The sequence below is a fragment of the Mesorhizobium sp. LSJC285A00 genome, from assembly GCF_000503155.1.
Taxonomy (GTDB): Bacteria; Pseudomonadota; Alphaproteobacteria; order Rhizobiales; family Rhizobiaceae; genus Mesorhizobium.
The window spans coordinates 83,533-108,038 of sequence record NZ_AYVK01000002.1; the positions used below are offsets into that span (position 1 = coordinate 83,533).

A 24,506-nucleotide genomic window follows, 5' to 3' on the forward strand; every position below is an offset into this window, starting at 1 on the left:
CACCTAGCCGTTGGATACAAGCGCCAGCGCGCGGATAGGGCTGCCGGTGCCATGCTCGATCTTGAGCGGTGCGGCGATCAGGATGGCGCCCTTTGGAGGCAACTGGTCGAGGTTGCAGAGGCTGGCGAGGCCATAGCGGTTCGCCTTGTGCATCAGCGTGTGGGCTGGAAATGGCGGCTCCATCCCGCCTGCCTTGCCGGCATCGGTGCCGATCGTCTCTGAGCCCCAGCCCTTGATATCCTTGCTGATCAGGAACTGGATGGCTTCGGCTGTCGGACCTGGCGTATGTGGGCCGGTTTCGTTGGCGTTGAGGAATTCGGCTTCCGAGCCATTGCGCTTATACCAGTCGGTGCGCATCACCACCCACTCCCCGGCGTTGATGGCGCCATGCTTGGCTTCCCACGCCTTGATGTGGTCGACGGTGAGCAGGAAGTCGTGGTCAGCGGCGGCTTCCTTCGAGCAGTCGATGACATTGACCGGACCAATGAAATTCTGCGCCGGAATGGTGTCGGTGGCGCCGTCCGGATAGTCCTTGCCGCTGATCCAATGCTGCGGCGCATCGAAATGCGTGCCCGAATGCTCCCCAAGCTTCAGCCAGTTCCATGCCCACCACGGGCCGTTCTTGTCATAACGGGAGATGTTATGGATCTCGACCTTTGGCGTGTCGACGGCAAGCTCCGGCGGCAGCTTGATAAGAGGCGTGTCGGGTCCGAGTTGCGCAGAGAGGTCGACCACCCTGATGGCGCCTGAAAGCAGCTGGCCGGCGACTTCGCCGAGGAGTTTTTGCGTGTCCATGGTCTGAAGTTCCCTCTTTCTGGTGAAGATCAAGGCTCGTCTCGGCCCTTAATATCCTACTAGACGAAAACATATGCATCTGCAATTATCTTTAAGCATAAAGGAAATGGGAACGGGGCGTGAGCGAGTTCGACGCCATCTTTGTCGGGGCGGGCCACAACAGTCTGGCATGCGCCGCGCATCTCGCGCTCAAAGGCTGGAAAACCGGGATTTTCGAGCGCAGCGCAGCAATCGGTGGCGCCGTCCAGACCCACGAATACACGCTTCCCGGCTTCCGGCACGATTTCGGTGCAATGAATCTGAGCCTGTTCGCCGGCTCCGCCTTCCACCGGAAATATGCAAATGAATTGAAAGCACAGGGTCTTGAGTTCGCGCCGGTCGCCGACTGTTTTGCCAGCGCCTTCCCGGACGGACGCTGGTTCGGCGTCAGCAACGATCTGGAAAAAACCACCGGCCGCATGGCCGCTTTCTCCGCCGCCGATGCCGCGACCTGGCGTAGACTGGTCGCTGCCTTCCCGGCAGAGGCCGAGCATCTGTTCCGGCTGCTGGGCTCGCCGATGAGTGCCCGCGCGCTTGCCGGCACCGCCTGGAACCTGTGGCGCAAGAAGGGCATGTCAGGCGCGCTCGATACTGGTAGGCTTTTGCTGTCATCGCCGCGCGCCTGGCTGGAGGAAAATTTCGAGTCCGCGCATGTGCGGGCAACGCTTGCCACCTGGGGCATGCATCTCGACTTCGCCCCCGACATCGCCGGCGGCGCCGTATTCCCCTATCTTGAATCGATGGCCAATCAGAGCTTCGGCATGGTGCTGGGCAAGGGTGGCGCCGACACCATCATCCGCGCGTTGTCGGGCATGGTGGCGTCGGCCGGCGGCACGATCGTCACCGGGGCGGAAGTTGCCGAGATCACAGTTGCCGGCGGCAAGGCATCGGGCGTGCGACTCGCTTCAGGTGAGACACATACGGCGACCAAGGCAGTGATTGCCGGCGTCGCGCCCAAGGCGTTGAGCGGCAGGTTGCTACCCAACGGTTCCGGCGACGCCGGCTTCGACACGGCGATGCAGAAATTCCGGCACGCGCCGGGCACGATGATGATCCATCTGGCGCTCGACGACCTGCCCGATTGGCGCGCCGGCGCCGAGCTTCGGCAGTTCGCCTATGTGCATCTGTCGCCGTCGCTCGACGCGATGTCGCGCACCTATCAGCAGGCGATGGCGGGCATGCTGCCGGACGAACCGGTGCTGGTCGTCGGCCAGCCGACCGCGATCGATCCGTCGCGCGCGCCTCAGGGCAAACATGTGCTGTGGGTGCAAGTGCGCATGCTGCCTGCCGAAATCCTGGGCGATGCGGCAGGCAGGATCGCTCACGCGCATTGGGATCAGGTCAAGGATGCCTACGCCGAGCGCGTGCTCGACATCATCGAGATATACGCACCCGGACTGCGCCCGAAAATCCTCGGCCGTGCAGTGTTCTCGCCAATCGACCTCGAGCGTGAGAACCCCAATCTCGTCGGTGGCGACCAGGTCTGCGGCAGCCATCATCTGGCGCAGAACTTCTTGTTTCGCCCGGCGCGCGGCTATGCCGGCTGGAACACGCCGGTCGCCAATCTGCACCTCACGGGCGCCGCGACATGGCCGGGCGCCGGCACCGGCGCGGCCTCGGGCTACATGCTCGCGCAACAGCTTGGCGGGAGGTAGCTCGGAAGATTTCAGGAGGGCGACGAGAGGCAAGGCGCTGCTGCCCACGAAGCCTGAAGCTATGAACTGGTAGTGCCGCGCAAAGACAACAAACAACAAGGGGAACGACCATGACAATCAACAGACGCGAATTGCTGGGATACAGTGCCGCGGCACTTGGTGCGGCCGCAATCGGCCTGCCGCAGATCGCCAAGGCAGCGGGCGAACTGACCATCGCCTATAACGTCAACCTGCCGTCCTGGGATCCGACCACCGGACCCTCGGCCGTCAACCCGACGATCCAGGGCCTCTACCAGTCAGTGTTCGACCAGTTCATTCCGCAAAAGCCGGACCTGTCCTTTGCGCCTGGCCTGCTCACCGAATGGGGCTGGAACGAGGATCGCACCAAGGTGACGATGACGGTGCGCGAAGGCGTGACCTGGCATGACGGCTCGCCCTTCACGCCCGAGGACGTGGTCTGGTCGCTGCAGCGGGCGGGCGACGAAAAGACCGGCAATCCGATCCAGTTCGTCTGGAAGAACGTCAACAATTTCAAGATCGACGGCAACAAGATCACCGGCGACGTCGTGCAGTTCGATCCGGTCTACTTTAAATGGATGTCGTTCCTGACCGGCTACATCCTGCCGAAGGCCTATTATGAGAAGGTCGGCGCCGAAGGTTTCGAGAAGGCGCCGATCGGCACCGGCCCTTACATGGTGGAAAAATTCGAGCGAAATGCTTTCCTCCGACTGAAGGCCAACCCGCACTATTGGGGCGACAAGCCGGCCTTCGAGAATGTGACGATCAAGTTCGTCACCGACGCGGCGAGCCGCGTTGCCGAGATCGAATCCGGTTCCTCGCAGGTGACGCTGGAGGTCCCCTATGAAGAGTATGACCGGCTGATCGCCAAGGACGGGCTTGCCGGCTCGTGCAAGCCTGTTTCCGACATCGGCATGATCTTCTTCAACGACATTGAAGCGATGCTGGACAAGAACGTCCGCCAGGCCGCTGTCATGGCTGTGGACAAGGAGCTTCTGGTCAAACGGCTGCTGCGCGGCTATGGCCAGCCGATCGCTACGCTGGAGACCCCGGAGTACACGGCCTTCGATGCCTCGATCAAGGTCGAGCACAATCCTGAAAAGGCCAAGGAGCTGCTCGCGGCTTCCGGCTATTCGCCGGAAAAACCGGTCAAGTTCACCATCCAGACGACCAAGGGCTTCAAGCCCAAGGATTATGAGATGATCCAGGCAATCGTCGGCATGTGGCGCAAGGTCGGCATCGAGGCGACGATCGAGGTCTACGAGATCGCCAAGCACTATGAGCTGCGCGCCGCCGACAAGCTGGCGCCGGCCGCCTTCTACAATTGGGGCAATGCCATCGGCGATCCGACAACGTCGACTGGTTTTGCCATGTATGGGCCGAGCCCGCATTCGGTGTGGGACAGCCAGGACCTGATCGACATGATCAATCCGCTCTGGGGCGAGAAGGACGAGGCCAAGCGCATCGCCGGCTGGAAGGCTGTCGACAAGTATATCGCCGAGCAGGCCTATGTGCTGCCGCTGATTCAGTATGCGCAACCTATCGTGCATGCCAAGGGCGTCAACGTGGTGCAGCATGTGTCCGGCGCGCTGCTGCCGGCGCTGATGACCCCTGCCTGATATCGGCTTGTGGGCGCCACCCTTCGCTGAGCGGCCCCCTCATCCGGCCCTTCGGGCCACCTTCTCCCCGCTGGGGAGAAGAGACCAGCTCAGCTGTCCGTGACCTCTTCTCCCCTCGGGGAGAAGGTGGCCGCGAAGCGGACGAATGAGGGGGCTCTTCGTTAGAAACGCACTGGGCCAACACCAGAATGCTCCTGCAACGATTCCTGATCCGTCTGCTGACGATGCTGATCACGCTGTTCGGCGTGGCTGTCGTCGTCTTCGTCGTGATCCGCGTCGCGCCTGGTGACCCGATCGCCATGATGCTGCCCCCCGGTGCGACAGATGCCGACATCGACCGGCTGCGTGCACTCTACGGGCTCGACAAGACCATCGTGCAGCAATTCTTCATCTGGCTGTCCGGCGTCGTCAGGGGCGATTTTGGCACCTCGATTTCGCTCAGGCAAGATGTGCTCAGCCTTGTCTTCAATCGTTTGCCGGCAACGCTGGAACTTGCCATCATCGCGCTCGTCATGGCGGTTGGGCTCGGCGGCACGACGGCGATCCTCGGAGCCCGCGAGCGCGGCACGGCGGTCGAAGCCGGCATCGATATCGCCAGCGGCGCCGCCCTTTCCATTCCCGATTTCCTGTGGGGCCTCGTGCTGATCCTTTTGTTTGGCGTGCTGGTGCCGATCTTCGATATCTCCGGCCGCGTGTCGCCGCAGCTCGATCTGCCCTTCGTCACCCAGTTCTATTTCTTCGAGAGCTTGCTTCGGCTGCGCTTCGACCTGACCTGGGATCTGCTGAAACACATGCTGATGCCGGCAGTAGCCTTGGCATTGCCGCTGGCGGCAATCATCGCGCAGTTGCTGAAACAGTCGCTGAAGGAAGTGCTTGACCTCGACTATGTCGTGCTGGCGCGGGTGAAGGGGTTTTCGGAAACGCAGGTTATCCTGCGCGAGGCGCTGAAGAACGCTGCCTTGCCGACACTGACTCTCGTCGGCGTCCAGTTCACCTTCCTTGTCGGCGGCACGGTCATCGTCGAGCGGCTGTTTTCCTACGAAGGGCTCGGCAACATGGCGATCGATGCCGTCATCAACCGCGACCTGCCGCTGATCCAAGGCATCGTGCTGGTGTTCGCGCTGCTGTTCGTGCTGATCAATCTTGCAGTCGACATGATGTATGCGCTGCTCAATCCGAGGCTGCGCCATGGGTGAGGCACGCATGGCCCGGCGCGGATTGGGCCTGAGGCTGTGGCTGGCCGGCGGCTGGCTGCTGCTGGTACTTCTTGCGGCGATGTTCGCGCCGCTGGTGGCGCCGCAGGACCCGCTGGCGCAGGATCTGATGCTGGAGCGGCTGCCGCCCTTCTGGCTCGATGGCGCCGAGCCCGGCTATTGGCTGGGCACCGATAGCCTCGGCCGCGACCTCTTGTCGCGGCTTATCTTCGGCGGCCAAATCGCCTTCATCGTCGCCTTCGCTGCGGCGATTGCCGCCTGCCTTGTCGGCTCGACGCTCGGATTGGTCGCCGGCTATTTCGGCGGCTGGGCCGACCGCATCATTTCACGCATCGTCGATGTCTGGATGGCATTTCCTCCGGTGCTGTTCGCCATCCTGCTGGTCGCGGTGCTCGGCACTGGTCTCAGCTCCGTCATCCTCGCCATCGCCATCATCGACTGGACGCGCTTTTGCCGGGTGATCCGCGCCGAAGCGATGGGCCAGTCGCGCATGGACTATGTCGAGAACGCCCGCATCGCCGGCTATGGCCGCATCGGCATCATGCTGCGCGAGGTGCTGCCCAATGTGGTGCCGTCGATCGTGGCACTGCTGTCGCTGGAGATGGGCATCGCCGTCATCGTCGAGGCCATCCTGTCCTTCGTCAATCTGTCGATCTCGACCGACGATCCGACCTGGGGCGGCATCATCGCCGAGGGCCGGCTGTCGATCCATCAGGCCTGGTGGGTGCTGGTGTTTCCGCTTGTCACGCTGATCCTCACCGTGCTGTCGTTCAGCCAGTTCGGTGAGGCGCTGAAGACACGCTTCGATCCGGTGCTGCGATGAGCGCTTGCCTGGATATTGCCAATCTGAGCGCCGTGCTGCCGAACGGCCAGCGCGTGCTGCGGTCGGTGTCGCTCTCCGTGCAGCCGGGTGAGGTGCGTGCTCTTGTTGGCGAGAGCGGCGCCGGCAAGACGATGATCGGCAAGGCGGTGCTCGGTGTGCTGCCGTCAAGCGTGCGCATCGTCGAAGGCGCCATGCAGCTCGAAGGCGAAGACCTCGGCAGGCTGCAGCCCAAGGCAAGGCGCACGCTGATCGGCGCTCGCACGGCGCTGATCCCGCAAGATCCGTTGACTGCGCTCAACCCGTCGCGCCGCATCGGTCCGCAGATGACTGACCGGCTGGTGCGCATTCTCGGCTGGAACGGTGACAAGGCGGACAAGCGTATCCGGCAATTGTTGGATGAGGTGCAGATCCGCGATCCCGACCGGGTGCTGAAATGCTATCCGCACGAGCTGTCCGGCGGCATGCGCCAGCGTGTGCTGATCGCCGCCGCCTTCTCCGCCGAGCCACGGCTGATCGTGGCCGACGAGCCGACAACCGCGCTCGACGTTACCGTGCAAAAGCAGATCCTGCGACTGATCGCCGAGCTGCAGCGCGAGCATGGCACCGCGATCCTGTTCGTCACCCACGATCTCGGCGTCGTTGCAAAGATCAGCCAGCAAGTGTCTGTGCTCTACGCCGGCAAGGTGGTGGAAGAGGCTGACACAGCCGCTCTCTTCGCCGCGCCTGAGCATCCCTATACGCGGGCATTGATGGCCGCTACGCCGCGCTACACGGATCCCTTTGCCTCGCTGAAGCCGGTGGATGAGACGGTGCTGGCAGGACTCGCTGCGGAGATCGCCGCCTCCGACCAGGCGTGGAGAGGGCCGCATGGTTGAGCCGCTGTTTTCCGTGCGCGGGCTGAAGGTGGCGCTGCCCGACATGACCCGCAAGCCGCTGATCGGGCGCGCGCCGCTGGCCGAGATTTTGAGAGGCTTGGATTTCGATTTGCCGAGAGGTTCGGTGACCGGCATCGTCGGTGAATCCGGGTCCGGAAAATCGACGCTCGGCCGCACGCTTGTCAGACTTCTGGAGCCGAGCGTCGGCAGCATCCATTTCGAGGGCCGCGATATCGCCCATCTGCCGGATGCAGAGCTGCGACCTCTGCGCCGCGACCTGCAGATGATCTTCCAGGACCCGATGTCGTCGCTCAACCCGCGTCGCACCATCGCCGGCATCATTGCCGCGCCGCTCAAGCAGAATGGGCTTGGCGACAGGCTTAGGGAACGCGTCGCCGAGGCATTGCATCGCGTCGGCCTGCCGCAAAGCTTCGCTAGTCGCTATCGTCATGAACTGTCGGGCGGGCAGCGCCAGCGCGTCGGAATTGCGCGCGCGTTGGCGCTTTCGCCGAAATTCGTGCTGGCCGACGAGATCGTCTCCGGCCTCGACGTATCGACGCAGGCGCAGATCCTCACCCTTTTGGAGAGACTGGCCGCGGAGATGGGGCTGACGGTCGCCTTCATCAGCCACGACCTGTCGGTCATCCGGCGGCTGTGCCAACAAGTGATCGTGATGCGCGAGGGCGGGATCGTCGAGGCGAGCGCCACCNGAGTTCAGACGTGTGCTCTTCCGATCTCGCCGACTGGTTGCGGCCAGCAACGAAAGCGCCGGCATAGGACTGTTCACCCACCACGCCGAACAGCGGGCTTCGGACGTGCATGAGGGCAAAATCAGCCCGCGAACGGAGGGTAATATGAATTACGCAGCCCGCGGCACGATGCTTGCCGCGATCCTGTTCTGCTCGATGGGAACGGCTTCGGCCGATGCGATCCCCGGCATGCGCGGCCACGACCACACCGGCATCACGGTGCCCGACATGAAGCAGGCAGTCGACTTCTTCACCGAAGTCGTCGGCTGCGAGAAGGCGATGTCGTTCGGTCCGTTCGCCGATGACAAGGGCACCTTCATGCAGGATCTTCTGGGCGTCGATCCGAAGGCTGTCATCGAGCAGGTCACCATGGTGCGTTGCGGTTATGGATCGAACATCGAGCTGTTCAAGTACACTGCGCCTGACCAGAAGGATTTGACTCCGAAGAACAGCGATATCGGCGGCTTCCACATTGCCATGTATGTCGATGATGTCGCCGCGGCGAAAGCCTATCTCGACGGCAAGGGGGTGAAGACGCGGATGGGTCCGCTGCCGGTCAAGGAAGGTCCGGCGGCCGGCCAGACCATCCTCTATTTCCAGGCGCCATGGGGATTGCAACTGGAGGCGATCAGCTATCCCGATGGGATGGCCTATGAGAAGGGTGCCGAGACTGTGCTGTGGAGCCCGAAGAACCCGGACAAGTGATTTCCAGAGCGCGCTTGCGGGGCCAGCCCGCAGGCGCGCCACCCGTGTCCAGCAATCGTTCCAACATGAAACTTTAAGCTTGAAATATTTTATCTCCGGCGCGATACTTGATATGCAGCAAGCGAAGAGGAGATCGCACGGATGAAGGTTGCGGTTCTCGGTGGCGGACCAGCCGGCCTCTACTTTGCCATTTCAATGAAGCTGCGGGACGCCGCCCACGAGATCACGGTGTTCGAGCGCAATCGCGCCGACGATACGTTCGGCTGGGGCGTCGTGCTGTCGGCCGAAACACTCGACAACCTTGCCAAAAACGACCCGGTCAGCGCTGTCTGGATCAAGAAGCATTTCGCCTATTGGGACGACATCGCCGTCATCCATGACGGCGTGCGCACGGTCTCGTCGGGCCACGGTTTCTGTGGCATCGGCCGCAAGCGGCTTCTGGTCCTGCTGCAGCGACGCGCGCGCGAACTTGGCGTGAGGCTGATGTTCGAGAGCGATATCGCCGACCCTCAGCCCTATATGGCGACGCATGATCTGGTCGTCGCCGCCGATGGGCTGAACTCAAGGGCGCGCAACACCTTCGTCGAAGTCTTCAAGCCCGACATCGACACCCGCAAATGCAAATTCGTCTGGCTCGGCACCAACCAGAAATTCGACGACGCCTTCACCTTCATCTTCGAGAAGACCGAGCATGGCTGGGTGTGGGCGCACGCCTATCAATTCGACAGCGAGACAGCGACCTTCATTGTCGAGTGCAGCGAACAGACCTGGGCTGCCTTCGGCTTCGGCGCCATGTCGCAGCAGGAATCCATCGCCGTCTGCGAGCGCATCTTTGAGAAACATCTCGGCGGCCACGCGCTGATGACCAATGCCAATCACATCAGAGGTTCGGCCTGGATCAATTTCCCGCGCGTGCTGTGCGAACGCTGGTCCTACAAGAACCTGGCTCTGATGGGCGACGCGGCGGCCTCGGCACATTTCTCGATCGGCTCCGGGACCAAGCTCGCATTGGAAAGCGCGGTGGCGCTGGCCGAATATGTCAAAACCGAACCGGACCTCGACGCCGCCTTCCGCAAGTATGAGGATGCGCGCCGCACCGAGGTGCTGAAGCTGCAGTCGGCGGCGCGCAATTCGCTGGAGTGGTTCGAGGAGGTCGAGCGCTATCTCGGCCTCGATCCGGTGCAGTTCAATTATTCGCTGCTGACCCGCTCGCAACGCATCAGCCACGAGAATTTGCGGCTGCGCGATGCCAAATGGCTTGAAAGCGCCGAGGAATGGTTCCAGCGCCAGGCAGGGGCAGGCGGCAACAGGCGGCGCCGGGCACCGATGTTCGCGCCGTTCAAACTGCGCGACATGCAGCTCAACAACCGCATCGTCGTTTCGCCGATGGCGCAGTACAAGGCAGTCGATGGCTGCCCGACCGACTGGCATTTCGCCCACTATGCCGAGCGTGCCAAGGGCGGCGCCGGGCTTGTCTATATCGAGATGACCTGCGTCAGCCCGGAAGGACGCATCACGCCCGGTTGTCCCGGCTTCTATGCGTCCGAACATGAGGTGGCGTGGAAGCGGCTGGTCGATTTCGTCCACACCGAGACCGAGGCGAAAATCTGCGCCCAGATCGGCCATTCCGGGGCCAAGGGCTCGACCCGTGTCGGGTGGGAAGGCACCGACGTGCCGCTCGCCTCGGGCAATTGGCCGGTCATGGCGGCCTCGGCGATTGCATGGTCGCCTGAGAATCAGGTGCCGAAAGCCATGGACCGCGCCGACATGGACGAGGTGCGTGACCAGTTCGTCGCGTCCACCGAGATGGCAGATCGCTGCGGTTTCGACATGCTCGAGATCCATGCCGCGCATGGCTATTTGCTGTCGTCCTTCATCACGCCGGTCACCAACCAGCGCACGGATGAGTATGGCGGTTCGCGGGAAAATCGCATGCGCTATCCCCTGGAAATCTTCCATGCGGTGCGCGCCGCCTGGCCGACGCGAAAGCCGATCTCGGTGCGCATTTCGGCCAATGATTGGGTCGGCATCGAAGGTGTGACGCCGGCCGATGCGGTGGAGATCGCGCGGATGCTGCACGAAGCCGGCGTCGACATATGCGACGTCTCGGCAGGCCAGACCTCGATTGCCGCCAAGCCTGTCTATGGCCGAATGTTCCAGACGCCGTTCTCGGACCGCATCCGCAACGAGGTCGGCATGGCGACGATGGCGGTCGGCAACATCTACGAGCCGGATCATGTCAATTCGATCCTGATGGCCGGCCGCGCCGACCTGGTGGCCCTGGCACGGCCGCATCTCGCCGATCCCTACTGGACGCTGCATGCAGCCGTGACGCTCGGTGATCGTGGTGTCAAATGGCCGGATCCCTATCTGCCCGGACGCGACCAGATCTACCGGCTGGCCGAGCGCGATGCAGCGGCGGGGCTGAAAGTATGACGACGGCCTTGGCGATTTCAGGCAAACATGCGCTGGTCACTGGCGGCGGCTCCGGCGTCGGCCGGGCCATCGCGCTCGTGCTGGCCGAGGCCGGCATAGAGGTGACCATATGCGGGAGGCGCGACGCCGAGCTTGCCAAGTTGGCCGGCGAGAACGACCGCATCCACGCCATGTCAGCCGATGTCACCGACGAGGCGGCGATGATTTCGCTCTACGCGCAAGCGGAAGCCGTGCGCGGCCCGTTCGACATCGTCGTCGCCAATGCCGGCATGGCCGGCAGCACGCCGGCGCACAGGACCTCGCTTGCCGACTGGCAGCGGACGCTCGACGTCAATCTGACCGGCGCCTTCCTGACGGTGAAGCCGGCGCTGGCCGGCATGGCCGCGCGCAAGGCGGGCCGGATCGTCTTCGTCGCCTCGACCGCAGGGCTGAAAGGCTACGCCTATGTCGCGCCCTACGTGGCGGCCAAGCATGGGGTGGTCGGGCTGATGCGGGCACTGGCGGCCGAGACGGCGAAATCCGGCGTGACCGTCAACGCCGTTTGCCCGGGCTTCGTAGAGACCGGCATGCTGGAGGAGTCCATTCAGCGCGTCGTCGAAAAGACCGGCCGCTCAGTCGAGCAGGCGCGGGCGAGCCTTGCCTCGACCAACCCGCAAGGCCGTTTCATCCAGCCGCAGGAAGTTGCCTCAGCGGTGCTCTGGCTGTGCGGCGATGCGGCTGCGTCGATTACCGGACAAGCAATTTCGATCTCAGGAGGCGAAACATGGTAGCCGGCCCATTGCCCGCGCCGTCGGGACCCGGCAAGGACCGGCTGCGTCTCTGGATCAGGCTGCTGCGCGCCTCGCGCACGATCGAAGCGGAGCTGCGCGAGCGCCTGAAGAAGGAATTCGATACGACGCTGCCGCGTTTCGACGTCATGGCCGCCCTCTACCGCGCGCCGGAAGGCATGCTGATGAGCGATCTGTCGCGCTTCCTGCTGGTATCCAACGGCAATGTCACCGGCATCGTCGACCGGCTTGTTTCGGAAGGGGTGGTCGCGCGCGCGCGCCGCAATGGCGATCGCCGCACATCCATGGTGCGACTGACCGACGAGGGTTCCAAATCTTTTGCCGCAATGGCCGCGGCGCATGAGGGTTGGATCGGAGAATTGCTGGCCAAGGTCAGCGAGGAGGATGCGCGCCGGCTGACCGGCATGCTGACCTCGTTCCGCAGCAACTGGGAGGGACGCGAATGAGTTCGATGGCCGGCCTCAAGCCGAAGCACTTCCTTTGGGAAGTCGAAGGCAGGATCGCCAAGGTGCGGCTCGACCGGCCGGAGCGCAAGAATCCGCTGACCTTCGACAGCTATGCGGAACTGCGCGACACGTTCCGCGATCTCGTCTATGCCGACGACGTCGACGCCGTGGTGTTCCTGCCCAATGGCGGCAATTTCTGCTCGGGCGGCGATGTCCACGACATTATCGGCCCATTGGTCAAGATGGACATGAAGGAATTGCTCGCCTTCACCCGCATGACCGGCGATTTCGTCAAGGCGATGCTCAACTGCGGCAAGCCGATCATCGCGGCGGTCGACGGTGTCGCGGTCGGCGCCGGCGCCATCATCGCCATGAGCGCCGACATCCGCATCGCCACGCCGGAGGCCAAGACCGCTTTCCTGTTCACCCGCGTCGGCCTTGCCGGCTGCGACATGGGCGCCTGCGCGATCCTGCCGCGCATCATCGGCCAGGGCCGTGCCGCCGAATTGCTCTACACCGGCCGCACGATGACGGCAGCGGAAGGCGAGCGCTGGGGCTTCTACAACAGGCTGGTCGATGCCGCAGTGCTCGAGGCCGACGCGCTCGAGATGGCGGCGCGCATCGTCTCGGGTCCGACCTTCGCGCACGGCATCACCAAGACGCAGCTCAACCAGGAATGGTCGATGGGCCTCGACCAGGCGATCGAAGCGGAAGCGCAGGCGCAGGCGATCTGCATGCAGACGCGTGACTTCGAGCGCGCCTACAAGGCCTTCCTCGCCAAGGAGAAACCGGTGTTCGAGGGCAATTGATGGCTGACAAGAGTTTCCTCAACTGGCCGTTTTTCGAAGACCGGCATCGCGAACTCGCCGAACGCCTTGATGCCTGGTGCGCCAGGAACCTGCCCGTCGATCACCACGACGTCGATGCCGCCTGCCGCGAGCTGGTGGCGAAACTTGGCCGCGACGGCTGGCTGAAGCCGACGGCGCTCGATACCGACAATCCGGGACCGCTCGATGTCCGCACCTTGTGCATCACGCGCGAGACGCTGGCGCGCCATGACGGGTTGGCCGACTTCGCCTTCGCCATGCAGGGGCTCGGCACCGGCGCGCTCAGCCTGTTCGGCACACCCGACCAGCAGCAATGGCTGGCAAAGACCAGGGCCGGCAAGACGATTTCCGCCTTCGCGCTTTCGGAGCCACGCTCCGGGTCGGATGTCGCCAACACCGAAATGACGGCGAGCCGCGATGGCGACTTCTATATCCTCAGCGGCGAGAAGACCTGGATTTCCAATGGCGGCATTGCCGATCTCTACGTCGTCTTTGCCCGCACCGCCGAGGCACCGGGTGCCAAGGGACTTTCCGCCTTTCTCGTACCCGCTGATACCAAGGGGCTTGGCATTGCCGAGCGCCTTGAAGTGATCGCGCCGCATCCGCTGGCGCGGCTTTCCTTCGATCAGGTCCGGGTGCCGGCTTCGGCGCTGATCGGCAAACCGGGAGACGGCTTCCGCATCGCCATGTCGGTGCTTGACGTGTTCCGCTCCACGGTCGGCGCGGCGGCACTCGGCTTTGCCCGCCGGGCGCTGGACGAAAGCATCAGCAGGGTGGCCGAGCGCAAACTTTTCGGCGCTCCGATGGCAGAGCTGCAGATGGTGCAAGGCCATATCGCCGACATGGCGCTGGACATCGATGCCGCAGCGCTGCTGGTCTACCGCGCTGCCTGGACCAAGGACATGGGCGCGGCTCGTGTCACCCGCGAGGCGGCGATGGCCAAGCTGTTCGCCACCGACAAGGCGCAAGAGGTGATCGACAAGGCTGTGCAGCTGCATGGGGGGGACGGCGTCCGCAAGGGCCATATCGTCGAGAGCCTCTATCGCGAGATCCGCGCGCTACGCATCTACGAGGGCGCATCCGATGTGCAGAAGGTGGTGATCGCACGGCAGGTGATGGGCGCGGCCTGACAGCGACGTATTTGATTTTGAGATTTGGTTTTAAGAATACCGGGGAGGCTTGAAAATGCACGAGATCCTGCAGCCGGAGGGCTGGGCGAAACCGGTCGGCTACGCCAACGGCATTGCCGCGCGCGGCAGGCTCGTCTTCGTCGGCGGACAGGTCGGCTGGAACGGGCAGTGCCAGTTCGAGACCGACGATTTCGCCGGCCAGGTGCGGCAGACGCTGCAAAACATCGTCGCCGTGCTGGCGGAAGCCGGCGCGGAGCCACGGCACATCACCGCGATGACCTGGTATTTCACCGACAAGGCCGAATATCTCGGCAATCTCAAGGGTATAGGCGAGGCCTATCGCGAGGTGATCGGCCGGCATTTCCCAGCGATGGCCGCCATGCAGGTGGTGGCGCTGGTGGAAGATCGCGCCAAGATCGAAATTCAGGCAACCGCCGTCATTCCGGATTAACGAATTCGTTATTCCCGGATTGATCAGCAGCGCAGCCCCGCCCGCTTCAGCAGCGGAAATACGTGGTCGCAGAAATAGGGCAGTTCCTGGGTGTAGTTGACGAACGACAGCGCGATGCCCTGGTAGCCATGCCCGGCTATTGCCGCCATCTCGGCGGCAATCGTCTCCGGCGTTCCAACCAGCGGGTAGGTGCCGGCGCCGCCGGCGAAACGCTGCCGGTAGCGGTCATAGGCATGCGGGTCATGCGACTGCGAGAACTCCTTCTTGCCTGCCATATGAGCATCGACCGCATCGTGGTCGACCAGATCGACGGCATAGNGTAGTAGGCCTGCGCCTCTTCCATGGTTGGACGGCAGACGACATGCGCCACCGTGTAGACGCCGACGTTGCGGCCAACCTTGTCGGCCCGCTCGCTGATGTCGGCGACATGCTTGCCGGCATCGCTCATTTCCGAAAAGGTCGTGAACAGATAATCGCATCGGGCGGCGGCGAAATCCCGGCCCGGGCCACCGAAAGCAGCGTTCATGGTCACCGGGCGTGGAACCTGCAGGCTCGCCGGCCGGCTCACCGCCTCCTTGAGGCGATAGTAGGTGCCTTCATAGTCCAGAGGCTGGTCCGAGGCGTAGAGCTTTTCCAGGATTTCGATCCATTCGGCGGCCTGGTCGTAGCCCTTCTCGACCAAAGGCGTGCCGAACATGCCGAATTCCTTCGGGTTCCAGCCGCAGACGATGTTCAGGCCGGCGCGGCCCTGGCTGATATGGTCGACAGTTGCCAGCGCCTTGGCGGCATAGAGCGGATGCACCAGCGGCACATGCACGGTCATGAACAGGCCGATCTGCTCGGTGGCCACCGCCAGGGCTGCTGCCCAGGTGAAGGTCTCGAACGACCATTCGCGCACCTTGTTGCGGCCGCCAAAGCCACGCCAGCGCGCGATCGGCAGCATAAATTCCAGCCCGGCGCGGTCGGCGATCTGCGCCGCCGTCAGATTGTCCTGCCAGCTTGCCGTCCAGCGTTCCGGCACATCGGTGATGGCCAGACCGCCATCGGCATTGGTCGAAAAGACGCCGAGCTTCAGTTTGTTCGAGCCGTGCAGGGGATGCGTTTTGATCATCATGGGAACTCGTGGCGGGAGACCGACACGCTAGGCCCGCGCAAAAATATTTCAAGCCTGAAATAGCTTCGCCTCGCCGCCGATTGCGGATATGAATTCGGAGGGGAAAAGGGGATGGATATGAGCGCGTTCCGTCAGAAGTGCATCGGCAAGACCAATCTCGTCGGCTCCTTCGCCGCTATTCCCCATCCCGTCGCCGTCGAAGTGATGGCGCTCACCGGCCTCGACTTCGTCTGCATCGACTGGGAACATGCCCAGATCGCGCGCGACACGATCGAAACCATGGTGCGCGCGGCCGACGTGCATCGCGTGCCGGCCATGGTGCGTGTTCCCGGTCATGCGCCGGAAGCTATCCAGGCGGCGCTCGACAGCGGCGCACAAGGCGTGCTCGTGCCGCGCGTCTCGACCGCTGCTCAGGCCGAGGCGGCGGTGAAAGCCTCGCGCTATCCGCCGCTGGGCGAGCGCGGCGTCGGGCCTGGCCGCGCGGCCGGCTATGGCTATCGCATTCCCGAATATCTGGCCGCGGCCAATGACAGGGTGGTCGTCGCGGTCCAGGTCGAGACATCGGAGGGGCTGGCCAACATCGAGGCGATCGCGGCCATAGACGGCATCGATGTGGTCTTCGTCGGCCCCGGCGATCTCTCCGTGTCGATCGATGCGATCGGGCCGAAAGGCGTGGACAAGCTCAATGAGGCGATCACAAGGATCATCCGCGCGACCGTCGCGCATGGCAGGACATCGGGTATATTTTGCGCCAGCCCACAGACGATCAGCCAGTGGGCCGCTATCGGCGCGAGCTTCTTCGTGCTGGCCAGCGATACGATGTTTCTTGGCGCCGGCGCTGCGGCCAACTGCACCGCTGCGCGCGCCGAGCTGCCGTAGACGGGCGGGATCGGGCAAAAACTTTTTAAGCTTAAAACTTTTTCCTTGAAAAGCGCAGCACATTGGATAGCATCCAAACTCGATGGCGACTGTCGTGCCGGTGGGGCTTGCCGGGCAGTCCGTCGCGGTGCTCCGGGTGGGAGGGGTTTCAGTCATTGTCGTTCATACTGCCCCAGTCATCGTCCAGCGCGCGTTATGCTTTCGACGGCGTACGTGCCCAGATCCGTGACCTGCACACCGAAAACATTGCCAACCTTGCCGTGCGCGCCCGAGAACTGGGCGACGTGATCGCGCTCTGGTACGGCGAAGGCGACATGGTGACGCCCGCTTTCATCCGCGACGCGGCGAAGGCCGCCTTCGATGAAGGCCAGACGTTCTACGTCCCTAACATGCGTGGGCACCCCCTACTGAACGAGGCGCTGTCGGAATACCAAACGCGCATTCACGGCCGGACGATCCCGATTGCGCGCACCACGGTCACGCCCGGCGGCATGCAGGCGCTGTACCTGGCGCTGGAACTGCTGGTCGATACCGGCAGCAACGTCGTCTATGTCGCGCCGCAATGGCCCAACATCCACAACGCCATCCATCTGATCGGCGGCGAGCCAAGGCCGTTTTCGCTCGACTTCAAGGGCGACTGGCATCTCGATCTCGACCGGCTGTTCGCCACTTGCGATGCGCGCACACGCGCGATCTTCCTGTCGACGCCGTCCAACCCGACCGGCTGGACCGCGTCGCGCGAGGAGATGCAGGCGCTGCTCGACTTCAGCCGGCGCACCGGCATCTGGATCATCTCCGACGAGGTCTATGGCCGGCTCTATTTCGACGGCAATGTTGCTCCTTCCATCCTGCAGATCGCCGAGGATGGCGACCGGGTGCTGTCGGTCAACAGTTTTTCGAAGGCGTGGGCGATGACCGGCTGGCGCATCGGCTGGCTGACGCATCCGTCGGGGGTGGCCGACCAGCTTGGCGCCATGACGCAGTACATCAACAGCGGCACCGCCGCGCCTATCCAGGCAGGCGCTGTCGCCGCCATCCGCCAAGGCGAGCCGCTGGTCGAGGAGATCAGGCAGCGGATCAAAACCGGCCTCGACCTTGCCTATGACAGGCTGGCCCAGATTCCCGGCATCATCCTGCCGACGAAACCGCGCGGAGGCATGTATGCCTTCTTTGCCATGGACGGCGAAAGCGACGCCCGGCAGGCCTGCGCCAGGATACTGGAGACGGCGCGCGTCGGGCTGGCTCCCGGCCACCTCTTTGGAAATTCGGCAGCGGCCTTCCTGCGGATGTGCGTGTGCCGTGAACGCGACCAGATAGCGACCGCGCTCGAGCGCATGGTCGCCGCCATGAATTGACGCCCCGCTGGGAGGTGGGACGGCAACAAACCGTGCGGGAGCAAACCCGCCCGATCAACAACCAGAGGGAACACAAAATGAGCTTCACTCGTCGCAACCTGCTTCTTCTCGCCGCCACGATCGGCATCGCTGCCGGCCCGGCCACCGCCTTTGCCGCCGATGTGCTCAATGTCGGCGCCTACCCGACCAATCCGCCCTTCGAATACAAGAACGAGAGCGGCACTTTCGAGGGCTTTGAAGTCGACATCGTCAACGAAGCGGCCAAGCGTGCCGGCATGACCACCGACATTGCCGACCTCGGCTTCCAGGCGCTGTTCGCGGCTGTCAGTTCCAACCGCATCGATGTCGCGATCTCCTCGATCACCATCACGCCGGAGCGACTGAAAACGCTGTCCTTCACCCAGCCCTATTATGACTCCGACATGGGCATTGCGACGAAGACCGATAGCGCTGTTAACACCGAGGCCGACCTCAAGGGCAAGATCGTCGGCGTGCTTTCAGGCTCGACCGGCGAGACCTGGGTCAAGGCGCATCAGGAGGCTGACGGCTACAGCGACGTGAAGGGCTATGACACGCAGCAGAATCTTCTGCTCGACCTCAGCGCGGGCCGCGTGGACGCCGCCGTCAGCGATATTCCGGGCATGGAATACTCCTTCACCAAGATGAAGGACCTGAAGGTCAAGCAGCGCATCAAGACCGGCGAACAGTACGGCCTGATGATGAGCAAGGACCATCCGCTGCTCGGCAAGCTGAACGACGCGCTGACCGCGATGAAGAAGGACGGAACGCTGGCCGCGATCCACAAGAAGTGGTTCGGCAGCGACGCGCCAGCCGATTCCTCGACGGTCAAGGAAAGGCCGCTGCCCAAGGCCTGACCGGCAATGCACTTAAATCGTGCCGGCTCCCAGGCCGGCACGATTCATTTCACGCTCCGGCGCCTGCTGCCACACGGATAGCCTCATCGGAGGCAAGGTCGATTGGTTTTAACTTGAGCATCCTTTGCTCTGGGGTTCGGGAACGCTCCCATGTCGCTGATCGACACCTTCTTCAATCCTGACGTGATCATGTCCAGCCTGCCGGCGCTGTTGCGTGGCTTCCTGAACACGCTGCTGCTCGGCATTTTGAGTATCGGCATCGGCATTCCCATCGGCCTGGGGATCAGCCTGTTGCGGCTCTATGCGCCGAAGCCGCTGCGCTGGCTGGCGGTCGGCTACACCGACATCTTCCGCGCCCTGCCGGTGCTGGTGGTGCTGATCCTGATCTATTATGCGCTGCCCTTCCTCGGCATCCGTCTGTCGTCCTGGGCCTCCGCCGTGACGGCGTTCGCCATCATCATGTCGGCCTATTCAGCAGAAGTGTTCCGCTCCGGCATTGAGAGCATTCCGAAAGGCCAATTCGAGGCAGCACAGGCGCTCGGCCTGCCTTTCCTTTTGACCTTGCGCAAGGTGGTGCTGCCGCAGGCGATCCGCGTCGTCATCCCGCCGATGACCAGCAATTGCGTCTCGATGTTCAAGGACACGTCGCTCGCTTCCACCGTTGCGCTGCCTGAACTGTTGAAGGAAGCGACCAACGCGCAGTCGCTCTATGCCAATCCCTCGCCGCTGATCGGCGCCGCTTTGGTCTATCTCATCTTCCTCTGGCCGATGGTCCGCCTCGTCAGCCTGCTCGAAGACCGCTTCAAGACCGAGAAGACGCGCTGACCTCATCAACCGTCCCGCTTCCCAAGCCATTCGCAGGAGATACAGTTGAGCAATTCCCAAGCCGCCGGCGGCTTTCCGGTCGACCCCATCCGCGCCATGTTTCCGGCCTTGCAGCGCGCCGGTGATTTCATCTTCATGGACAACGCCGCCGGCGCGCAGATCCCGCAGAGCGTGCTCGACGCGGTGACCAATCACCTGGTCTCGCACAATGTGCAGCGTGGTGGTCGCTATGGGCGCTCGGTCACGGTCGACCAATCGGTTGCGGATGCTCGGACGAGCGTGGCCTTGCTGATCAACGCCTACAGTCCGTCGGAAATCTGCTTCGGCATGAACGCCACCTCGTTCATTCGCCTGGTCAGCCTCGGCATCGGCCAGATGCTGGCCAAGGACACAGAGCGCGACGAGATCGTCATCACCGATATGGACCACGACGCCAACATCGCCACGTGGCTGGCGCTGGAGCCCGCCGGAGCCAAGTTCAAATGGTGGCGCATGCGCGAGGACGGCAACCTGCATGTCGACGACCTCAAGCCGCTGGTTTCCGATCGCACCCGTCTCGTCGCCTGCACGGTGACCGCGCATTCGATCGGCTCGATCGTCGACGTCGCTTCGGTGGCCGCGATCGCGCATGCGGCCGGCGCCGAAGTGTTCCTTGACTGCGTGCATTACGGACCGCACGGGCTGATCGACGTGCAGGCCTGGGACTGTGATTATCTCGTCTGCTCCGGCTACAAGAATTTCTCGCCGCATATGGGCTTTCTGTGGGGCCGCTTCGAAACGCTGAAGCGGCTGCCGACCTTCCGCGAGGATTTCATCCCCGACGAGCCGCCTTACAAGGTCGAGGCAGGCACCTTCATCTACGAGAACGTCTCAGGCATGGATGCCGCAGTGCAGTACCTGGAACTGATCGGCCGCAATCTGGCGCCCTCCAACAACCGCTCGCGGCGCGACAACATCGTTGCCGGCATGGGCGCCATCCGCGACTATGAAATGCTCCTGGCGCGCGAGATGCTCGCCGTGCTCAAGGGATGCAATGCCACGATCTACGGCGTCGCCGAGGAAGCCCGCATCAACGAACGCGTGCCGACATTCTGCTTCAACATCGGCAAGCTGTCGCCGCAGCGGATCGTCGAGGAAATGGCTGACATGCAGATCGGCATCCGCGACGGCCATATGTATGCGCCCCGGCTGATGAAGCGTCTCAACCTGTCGATGGACAGCGGCGCCATCCGCGCCTCGCTGGTCCATTACAACACGGTCGACGAGGTCAGGCGTTTCGGCGAGGCACTGCGCGCCGTCATCGCAAGGCTGTCGTAGCTGGTCCTTAAACCTCTCCGGCGCGGAACATCGGCCCGCCCTTGTGGGCCGGGAAGCCATAGCCGTTGATCATCACCAGATCGATGTCGGAGGCACGCGCCGCGATGCCTTCGGCGAGTAATGCCTTGCCCTCTTCGGCCATTGCCGCCAGTAAGCGCGTGACGATCTCATCGGACGAAAAGCGGCGCGGCACGATGCCGTTGGCCGCTCGCACGGCCTCGATCAGCGCCGTTACTTGCGGGTCGCTCCTGCGTTCGCCGTCCGAATAATCGTACCAGCCGCGCCCGGTCTTGCGGCCGAAGCGGCCGGCCTCGCACAGCCGGTCGGCGATTTCGACATAACGTGCTTGCGGATCGCGCATCGCCGCCTGTCGCTTGCGCCGCGCCCAGGCTATCTCCAGCCCAGCCATATCGTTGACCGCGAAGATCCCCATCGGGAAGCCCCAGGCCTCCAGCGCGGCATCCACCTCATCGGGTGCTGCGCCATCCTCCACCATGAACTCCGCCTCGCGGCGGTAGGCGGAATAGATGCGGTTGCCGATGAAACCCTCGGTAACGCCGCACACGACAGGCAGCTTGCCGAGCTTTCTGACGAAGGCGATAGCCGAGGCGAGCACGTCGGGCGCCGTCGCCGCGCAATCCACCACTTCGGTGAGCCGCATGACGTTGGCCGGCGAGAAAAAATGCAGGCCGACGATCCGCTCGGGCCTGGCGGTTGCCGAGGCGATCTCGTTGGGGTTGAGGTAGCTGGTGTTGGTCGCAAGGATGGCGTCCGGGCGGACGATGCGATCAAGCGTCCGGAAGAGGTCGGTTTTTACCGCGAGATCGTCGAACACCGCCTCGATGACCAGATCGGCCTGCGCCAGCCTGTCGGCTTCGCTGGCCGCTTCAAACCGGCTCAGCGCCTCCCTGCGCGCATGATCGGTGAGACGGCCGGATTGGACTGACTTGTCGAGAAGGCCGGCGATACGCGCGTATCCTTTTGCCGCGGCGTCGTCCGTCTGCTCGACGCCGATTACGCCATAGCCGGCATTCAAGGCCGAGACCGCGATGCCTGCACCCATCAGGCCGGTTCCGACGATACCGACGGTCTCGACCTTGCGAGGCGTGACACCCTCCAGCCTGTCGACTTTGCTGGCTTGCCTCTCGGCAAAGAAGACGTGGCGCAACGCTGCCGCTTCGCGAGAATCCCGGAGGCGCAGGAAGGTCGCGCGTTCGTCCGCAAGACCGTCCTCAAGTTTGGCCGTGGACGCAGCCCGGACCAGTCTCACGGCTTCTGCAGGCGCGATCTGTCCACGGCTGCGGGAAAGCACCTTCTTTGCGGCTGCCGCGTCGGCCTCAGGTTGCGAGCGCGGGACGGAAAGCGCGCCCGTGGGCCGCAGCGGTTGGCCGACGAGATGGCGGGCGACGTCGAGCGCGCCTTCGGGAAGATCGTCGGCAATGGTATCGATCAGACCGAGAGCGAGCGCTTCGTCGGCATTTGCGGGCCGACCCGTGCCGATCAGGTCAATTGCGGCGACCGTGCCGATGAGGCGGGGCAGGCGTTGGGTTCCGCCGGCCCCAGGCACTAACCCGAGCTTGACCTCGGGCAGGCTGAAGCTGGCCGCCTTGCTGGCCACCCGGTAGTGGCAGGCCAGCGCAATCTCGCAGCCGCCGCCGAGCGCCGCGCCGCCTGCTGCCGCCACGATCGGTTTGGCGAAGCTCTCGATCGCTTCGATCACGTCAGGCAGTGTGGGCGAGACAGCGGGCTTGCCGAATTCCTTGATATCGGCGCCACCGATGAAGGTGCGCCCAATGGCGGTCAGCACCACGGCAGACACTTCATCCGACGCCGCACGCCCAAGCGCAGCCATCAGTCCGGCCCTGACATGGAAGGACAGCGCGTTGACCGGCGGATTTTCGATCGTGACGACGAGAACGCCATCGACGATCTTGCCTGTGACACTCTCGGAAAATCGTGCTGTGTTCATGGAGTTTTATCCCGGAACGACGGCAAATCTTCCTCCTCCTTCTGCTCTCCGCCAAATGCCGGTGTCCCGGCTCGGACGGATGAAGCGCCATGGTTCTTCAAATAATTTCAAGCTTAAAATAATTAGAATTCAAAAAACTTCAAGCCTACCGGAGTCGACTGCAAAAGGCGTCGCTACCACGACGGTGATCGGTCAGACTTGACGGTTGCACTGCGGTGCCGGGTCAAGGCGAGTTTGTGGAAACCTTCGGCAGCAGGGCTTTGAAATAGTCGATCGTCTGTTGCAGCCCGGCTTCCAAAGTCACCGTCGGCTCCCAGCCGACAAGCCTTTTGGCAAGGGTGATATCGGGCTGGCGGTGCCGCGGATCGTCTTGCGGAAGATCGCGGTAAATTATATCCGAACCTGATCCGGTCATCTGCGTCGTCAGTTCGGCCAAGCGCCTGATCGTTACTTCCCTTGGATTGCCGATGTTTACTGGACCGGTCACCTCCGGCCCCGTATCCATGAGGCGCAGCATGCCGCTCACCAGGTCGTCGACGTAGCAAAACGACCTTGTCTGTGAGCCGTCGCCGAAAATGGTTATCGGTTCACCACGAAGCGCTTGCACGATGAAATTTGAGACAACCCTGCCGTCTGCCGGGTGCATGCGCGGCCCGAACGTATTGAAAATCCGCGCGACCTTGACCCACAAGCCATGTTGTCGGTGATAGTCGAAGAACAGCGTTTCGGCGCAGCGTTTGCCTTCATCGTAGCATGAGCGCGGCCCGATCGGGTTTACATTGCCCCAGTAACTCTCCGGCTGCGGATGCACAGACGCGTCACCATAGACCTCGCTGGTGGAGGCCTGAAAGACTTTGCATTTCAGCCGCTTTGCCAATCCAAGAACATTGATGGCGCCGTGCACGGCGGTCTTGATCGTCTGAACCGGGTCGTACTGGTAGTGAACAGGCGAGGCCGGACACGCCAGGTTGTAAATCTCATCGACTTCGACGTAGAGCGGAAAGGTCACGTCATGGCGCATGAATTCGAAGCGGGGATGCTTGGCCAAATGGTCGATATTGCGCTTTGATCCGGTGAAAAGGTTGTCGACACACAAGATTTCGTCGCCTCGTTCCAACAGGCGGTCAATAAGATGCGAGCCGATAAACCCTGCGCCCCCGGTAACGAGAATGCGTCTGCGGCTGTCATAGAGTCTGGCCAATTTCTGCTCCCAGGCAAATGCTGATCGACCAGATATCGGTCGCCACACGCAGGATACGACGTGTCCGCAGCCAATGCACAAGGACCAAACTGAAATTTCGCAGATCCGCTCGGTGCCGATGCGAATTCCGATCCCGGCATTTGGTTTGATCAGAAGGCACGATTGAGGCCGATAGTGGCCTATGGATTGGCAGCAGAGAATATCAGCCCTGTCGTCAGGGCCGCCGCTGCGTAGATGGCCGGCAGAACCTGACGGTTCACCCCAATCCGCAGCAGAGAGTGGCTCGAAACCCGGTCCTGCTGGATTTTATCCACAACATCGATGGCATCGGCGGATGGCAACATGAAAATGGCAACGACCATTTTTCGTGAGACATTCCTCTTCGCGATAGAGCATCGTTG

Annotated in this window: 23 protein-coding genes; 17 read left to right on the plus strand and 6 right to left on the minus strand. The window is 63.0% G+C overall.

The genetic code is table 11. The features are described from left to right. Positions 1 to 3 precede the first annotated feature (3 nt). On the minus strand, positions 4 to 795 hold the full coding sequence (locus tag X726_RS164790; protein WP_023708108.1) for a cyclase family protein: 792 nt from the start codon (positions 793 to 795) through the stop codon (positions 4 to 6). A 119-nt stretch (positions 796 to 914) separates the two neighbouring features. On the opposite strand from X726_RS164790, the gene X726_RS164785 reads away from it, so the two are divergent. The 12 genes from X726_RS164785 to X726_RS164725 all read left to right on the plus strand — a co-directional run bounded on the left by X726_RS164785 (position 915) and on the right by X726_RS164725 (position 14,570). Then, positions 915 to 2,489: an NAD(P)/FAD-dependent oxidoreductase gene (locus X726_RS164785; RefSeq protein WP_023667794.1), complete on the plus strand. Its 1,575-nt coding sequence runs from the start codon at positions 915 to 917 to the stop codon at positions 2,487 to 2,489. A gap of 110 nt (positions 2,490 to 2,599) precedes the next feature. Then, positions 2,600 to 4,126, plus strand: a complete 1,527-nt coding sequence (locus tag X726_RS164780) for an ABC transporter substrate-binding protein (protein ID WP_023667795.1) — start codon at positions 2,600 to 2,602, stop codon at positions 4,124 to 4,126. Positions 4,127 to 4,314: 188 nt separating this feature from the next. Further along, positions 4,315 to 5,322 (plus strand): ABC transporter permease, encoded by a 1,008-nt coding sequence (locus tag X726_RS164775; protein ID WP_023667796.1) that lies wholly within the window; start codon positions 4,315 to 4,317, stop codon positions 5,320 to 5,322. Next, entirely contained in the window at positions 5,315 to 6,163 is an 849-nt protein-coding gene (locus X726_RS164770; protein ID WP_023667797.1) for an ABC transporter permease, read from the plus strand. The genes X726_RS164775 and X726_RS164770 overlap by 8 nt, the downstream gene beginning before the upstream one ends. After that, positions 6,160 to 7,038: an ABC transporter ATP-binding protein gene (locus X726_RS164765; protein ID WP_023667798.1), complete on the plus strand. Its 879-nt coding sequence runs from the start codon at positions 6,160 to 6,162 to the stop codon at positions 7,036 to 7,038. The genes X726_RS164770 and X726_RS164765 overlap by 4 nt, the downstream gene beginning before the upstream one ends. Positions 7,039 to 7,892: 854 nt before the next feature. After that, entirely contained in the window at positions 7,893 to 8,492 is a 600-nt protein-coding gene (locus X726_RS164755) for a VOC family protein (protein WP_023667800.1), read from the plus strand. A gap of 141 nt (positions 8,493 to 8,633) precedes the next feature. After that, positions 8,634 to 10,928, plus strand: coding sequence for a bifunctional salicylyl-CoA 5-hydroxylase/oxidoreductase (locus tag X726_RS164750; protein WP_023667801.1), 2,295 nt, complete (start codon positions 8,634 to 8,636; stop codon positions 10,926 to 10,928). Further along, positions 10,925 to 11,698 carry an SDR family NAD(P)-dependent oxidoreductase gene (locus X726_RS164745; protein ID WP_023667802.1) on the plus strand — a complete coding sequence of 258 codons (774 nt, stop codon included), beginning with the start codon at positions 10,925 to 10,927 and terminating at the stop codon, positions 11,696 to 11,698. The genes X726_RS164750 and X726_RS164745 overlap by 4 nt, the downstream gene beginning before the upstream one ends. Beyond that, complete coding sequence (locus X726_RS164740; protein WP_023667803.1) at positions 11,692 to 12,162, plus strand: MarR family transcriptional regulator; 471 nt, start codon at positions 11,692 to 11,694, stop codon at positions 12,160 to 12,162. Before X726_RS164745 ends, X726_RS164740 begins: the two co-directional genes overlap by 7 nt. Then, positions 12,159 to 12,971, plus strand: a complete 813-nt coding sequence (locus X726_RS164735) for an enoyl-CoA hydratase family protein (RefSeq protein ID WP_023667804.1) — start codon at positions 12,159 to 12,161, stop codon at positions 12,969 to 12,971. The genes X726_RS164740 and X726_RS164735 overlap by 4 nt, the downstream gene beginning before the upstream one ends. Then, complete coding sequence (locus tag X726_RS164730) at positions 12,971 to 14,119, plus strand: acyl-CoA dehydrogenase family protein (protein WP_023667805.1); 1,149 nt, start codon at positions 12,971 to 12,973, stop codon at positions 14,117 to 14,119. Before X726_RS164735 ends, X726_RS164730 begins: the two co-directional genes overlap by 1 nt. A gap of 55 nt (positions 14,120 to 14,174) precedes the next feature. Further along, on the plus strand, positions 14,175 to 14,570 hold the full coding sequence (locus X726_RS164725) for a RidA family protein (RefSeq protein WP_023667806.1): 396 nt from the start codon (positions 14,175 to 14,177) through the stop codon (positions 14,568 to 14,570). Positions 14,571 to 14,593: 23 nt separating this feature from the next. On the opposite strand, the gene X726_RS1000000172190 is transcribed toward X726_RS164725, so the two are convergent. After that, positions 14,594 to 14,719 (minus strand): hypothetical protein, encoded by a 126-nt coding sequence (locus X726_RS1000000172190; RefSeq protein ID WP_023667807.1) that lies wholly within the window; start codon positions 14,717 to 14,719, stop codon positions 14,594 to 14,596. Next, positions 14,707 to 15,684, minus strand: a complete 978-nt coding sequence (locus tag X726_RS27860) for an LLM class flavin-dependent oxidoreductase (RefSeq protein WP_023667808.1) — start codon at positions 15,682 to 15,684, stop codon at positions 14,707 to 14,709. Before X726_RS27860 ends, X726_RS1000000172190 begins: the two co-directional genes overlap by 13 nt. Positions 15,685 to 15,801: 117 nt before the next feature. Between X726_RS27860 and X726_RS164720 the strand changes: the two genes are divergently transcribed. From X726_RS164720 to X726_RS164700, 5 genes are all read left to right on the plus strand, one after another. Then, positions 15,802 to 16,563, plus strand: coding sequence for an HpcH/HpaI aldolase/citrate lyase family protein (locus X726_RS164720; protein ID WP_031214534.1), 762 nt, complete (start codon positions 15,802 to 15,804; stop codon positions 16,561 to 16,563). 155 nt (positions 16,564 to 16,718) lie between these two features. Then, entirely contained in the window at positions 16,719 to 17,918 is a 1,200-nt protein-coding gene (locus X726_RS164715; protein WP_023667810.1) for a pyridoxal phosphate-dependent aminotransferase, read from the plus strand. Positions 17,919 to 17,995: 77 nt separating this feature from the next. Beyond that, a complete protein-coding gene (locus X726_RS164710) occupies positions 17,996 to 18,793 on the plus strand; it encodes an ABC transporter substrate-binding protein (RefSeq protein WP_023692284.1) in 798 nt (265 codons plus the stop codon). Positions 18,794 to 18,943: 150 nt separating this feature from the next. Then, on the plus strand, positions 18,944 to 19,618 hold the full coding sequence (locus X726_RS164705) for an amino acid ABC transporter permease (RefSeq protein WP_023667812.1): 675 nt from the start codon (positions 18,944 to 18,946) through the stop codon (positions 19,616 to 19,618). 45 nt (positions 19,619 to 19,663) lie between these two features. Then, a complete protein-coding gene (locus tag X726_RS164700; RefSeq protein WP_023667813.1) occupies positions 19,664 to 20,935 on the plus strand; it encodes a cysteine desulfurase-like protein in 1,272 nt (423 codons plus the stop codon). Positions 20,936 to 20,942: 7 nt separating this feature from the next. On the opposite strand, the gene X726_RS164695 is transcribed toward X726_RS164700, so the two are convergent. The 3 genes from X726_RS164695 to X726_RS1000000171015 all read right to left on the minus strand — a co-directional run bounded on the left by X726_RS164695 (position 20,943) and on the right by X726_RS1000000171015 (position 24,467). Continuing rightward, positions 20,943 to 22,904, minus strand: coding sequence for a 3-hydroxyacyl-CoA dehydrogenase NAD-binding domain-containing protein (locus X726_RS164695; RefSeq protein ID WP_023667814.1), 1,962 nt, complete (start codon positions 22,902 to 22,904; stop codon positions 20,943 to 20,945). A gap of 223 nt (positions 22,905 to 23,127) precedes the next feature. Then, a complete protein-coding gene (locus X726_RS164690) occupies positions 23,128 to 24,105 on the minus strand; it encodes a UDP-glucuronic acid decarboxylase family protein (protein WP_023667815.1) in 978 nt (325 codons plus the stop codon). A gap of 179 nt (positions 24,106 to 24,284) precedes the next feature. Further along, positions 24,285 to 24,467 carry a hypothetical protein gene (locus X726_RS1000000171015; protein ID WP_023667816.1) on the minus strand — a complete coding sequence of 61 codons (183 nt, stop codon included), beginning with the start codon at positions 24,465 to 24,467 and terminating at the stop codon, positions 24,285 to 24,287. Between the last annotated feature and the right edge of the window lie 39 nt (positions 24,468 to 24,506).

Bases quoted from the DNA above. Each gene is read 5' to 3' on its own strand.
- X726_RS164755 (WP_023667800.1), top strand. From the start codon at position 7,893: ATGAATTACGCAGCCCGCGGCACGATGCTTGCCGCGATCCTGTTCTGC.
- X726_RS1000000171015 (WP_023667816.1), bottom strand. From the start codon at position 24,467: ATGGTCGTTGCCATTTTCATGTTGCCATCCGCCGATGCCATCGATGTT.
- X726_RS164695 (WP_023667814.1), bottom strand. From the start codon at position 22,904: ATGAACACAGCACGATTTTCCGAGAGTGTCACAGGCAAGATCGTCGAT.
- X726_RS164770 (WP_023667797.1), top strand. From the start codon at position 5,315: ATGGGTGAGGCACGCATGGCCCGGCGCGGATTGGGCCTGAGGCTGTGG.
- X726_RS164790 (WP_023708108.1), bottom strand. From the start codon at position 795: ATGGACACGCAAAAACTCCTCGGCGAAGTCGCCGGCCAGCTGCTTTCA.
- X726_RS164720 (WP_031214534.1), top strand. From the start codon at position 15,802: ATGAGCGCGTTCCGTCAGAAGTGCATCGGCAAGACCAATCTCGTCGGC.
- X726_RS164780 (WP_023667795.1), top strand. From the start codon at position 2,600: ATGACAATCAACAGACGCGAATTGCTGGGATACAGTGCCGCGGCACTT.
- X726_RS164765 (WP_023667798.1), top strand. From the start codon at position 6,160: ATGAGCGCTTGCCTGGATATTGCCAATCTGAGCGCCGTGCTGCCGAAC.
- X726_RS164705 (WP_023667812.1), top strand. From the start codon at position 18,944: ATGTCGCTGATCGACACCTTCTTCAATCCTGACGTGATCATGTCCAGC.
- X726_RS164745 (WP_023667802.1), top strand. From the start codon at position 10,925: ATGACGACGGCCTTGGCGATTTCAGGCAAACATGCGCTGGTCACTGGC.
- X726_RS164775 (WP_023667796.1), top strand. From the start codon at position 4,315: ATGCTCCTGCAACGATTCCTGATCCGTCTGCTGACGATGCTGATCACG.
- X726_RS164725 (WP_023667806.1), top strand. From the start codon at position 14,175: ATGCACGAGATCCTGCAGCCGGAGGGCTGGGCGAAACCGGTCGGCTAC.
- X726_RS164750 (WP_023667801.1), top strand. From the start codon at position 8,634: ATGAAGGTTGCGGTTCTCGGTGGCGGACCAGCCGGCCTCTACTTTGCC.
- X726_RS164710 (WP_023692284.1), top strand. From the start codon at position 17,996: ATGAGCTTCACTCGTCGCAACCTGCTTCTTCTCGCCGCCACGATCGGC.
- X726_RS1000000172190 (WP_023667807.1), bottom strand. From the start codon at position 14,719: ATGGCGGCAATAGCCGGGCATGGCTACCAGGGCATCGCGCTGTCGTTC.
- X726_RS164735 (WP_023667804.1), top strand. From the start codon at position 12,159: ATGAGTTCGATGGCCGGCCTCAAGCCGAAGCACTTCCTTTGGGAAGTC.
- X726_RS164730 (WP_023667805.1), top strand. From the start codon at position 12,971: ATGGCTGACAAGAGTTTCCTCAACTGGCCGTTTTTCGAAGACCGGCAT.
- X726_RS164740 (WP_023667803.1), top strand. From the start codon at position 11,692: ATGGTAGCCGGCCCATTGCCCGCGCCGTCGGGACCCGGCAAGGACCGG.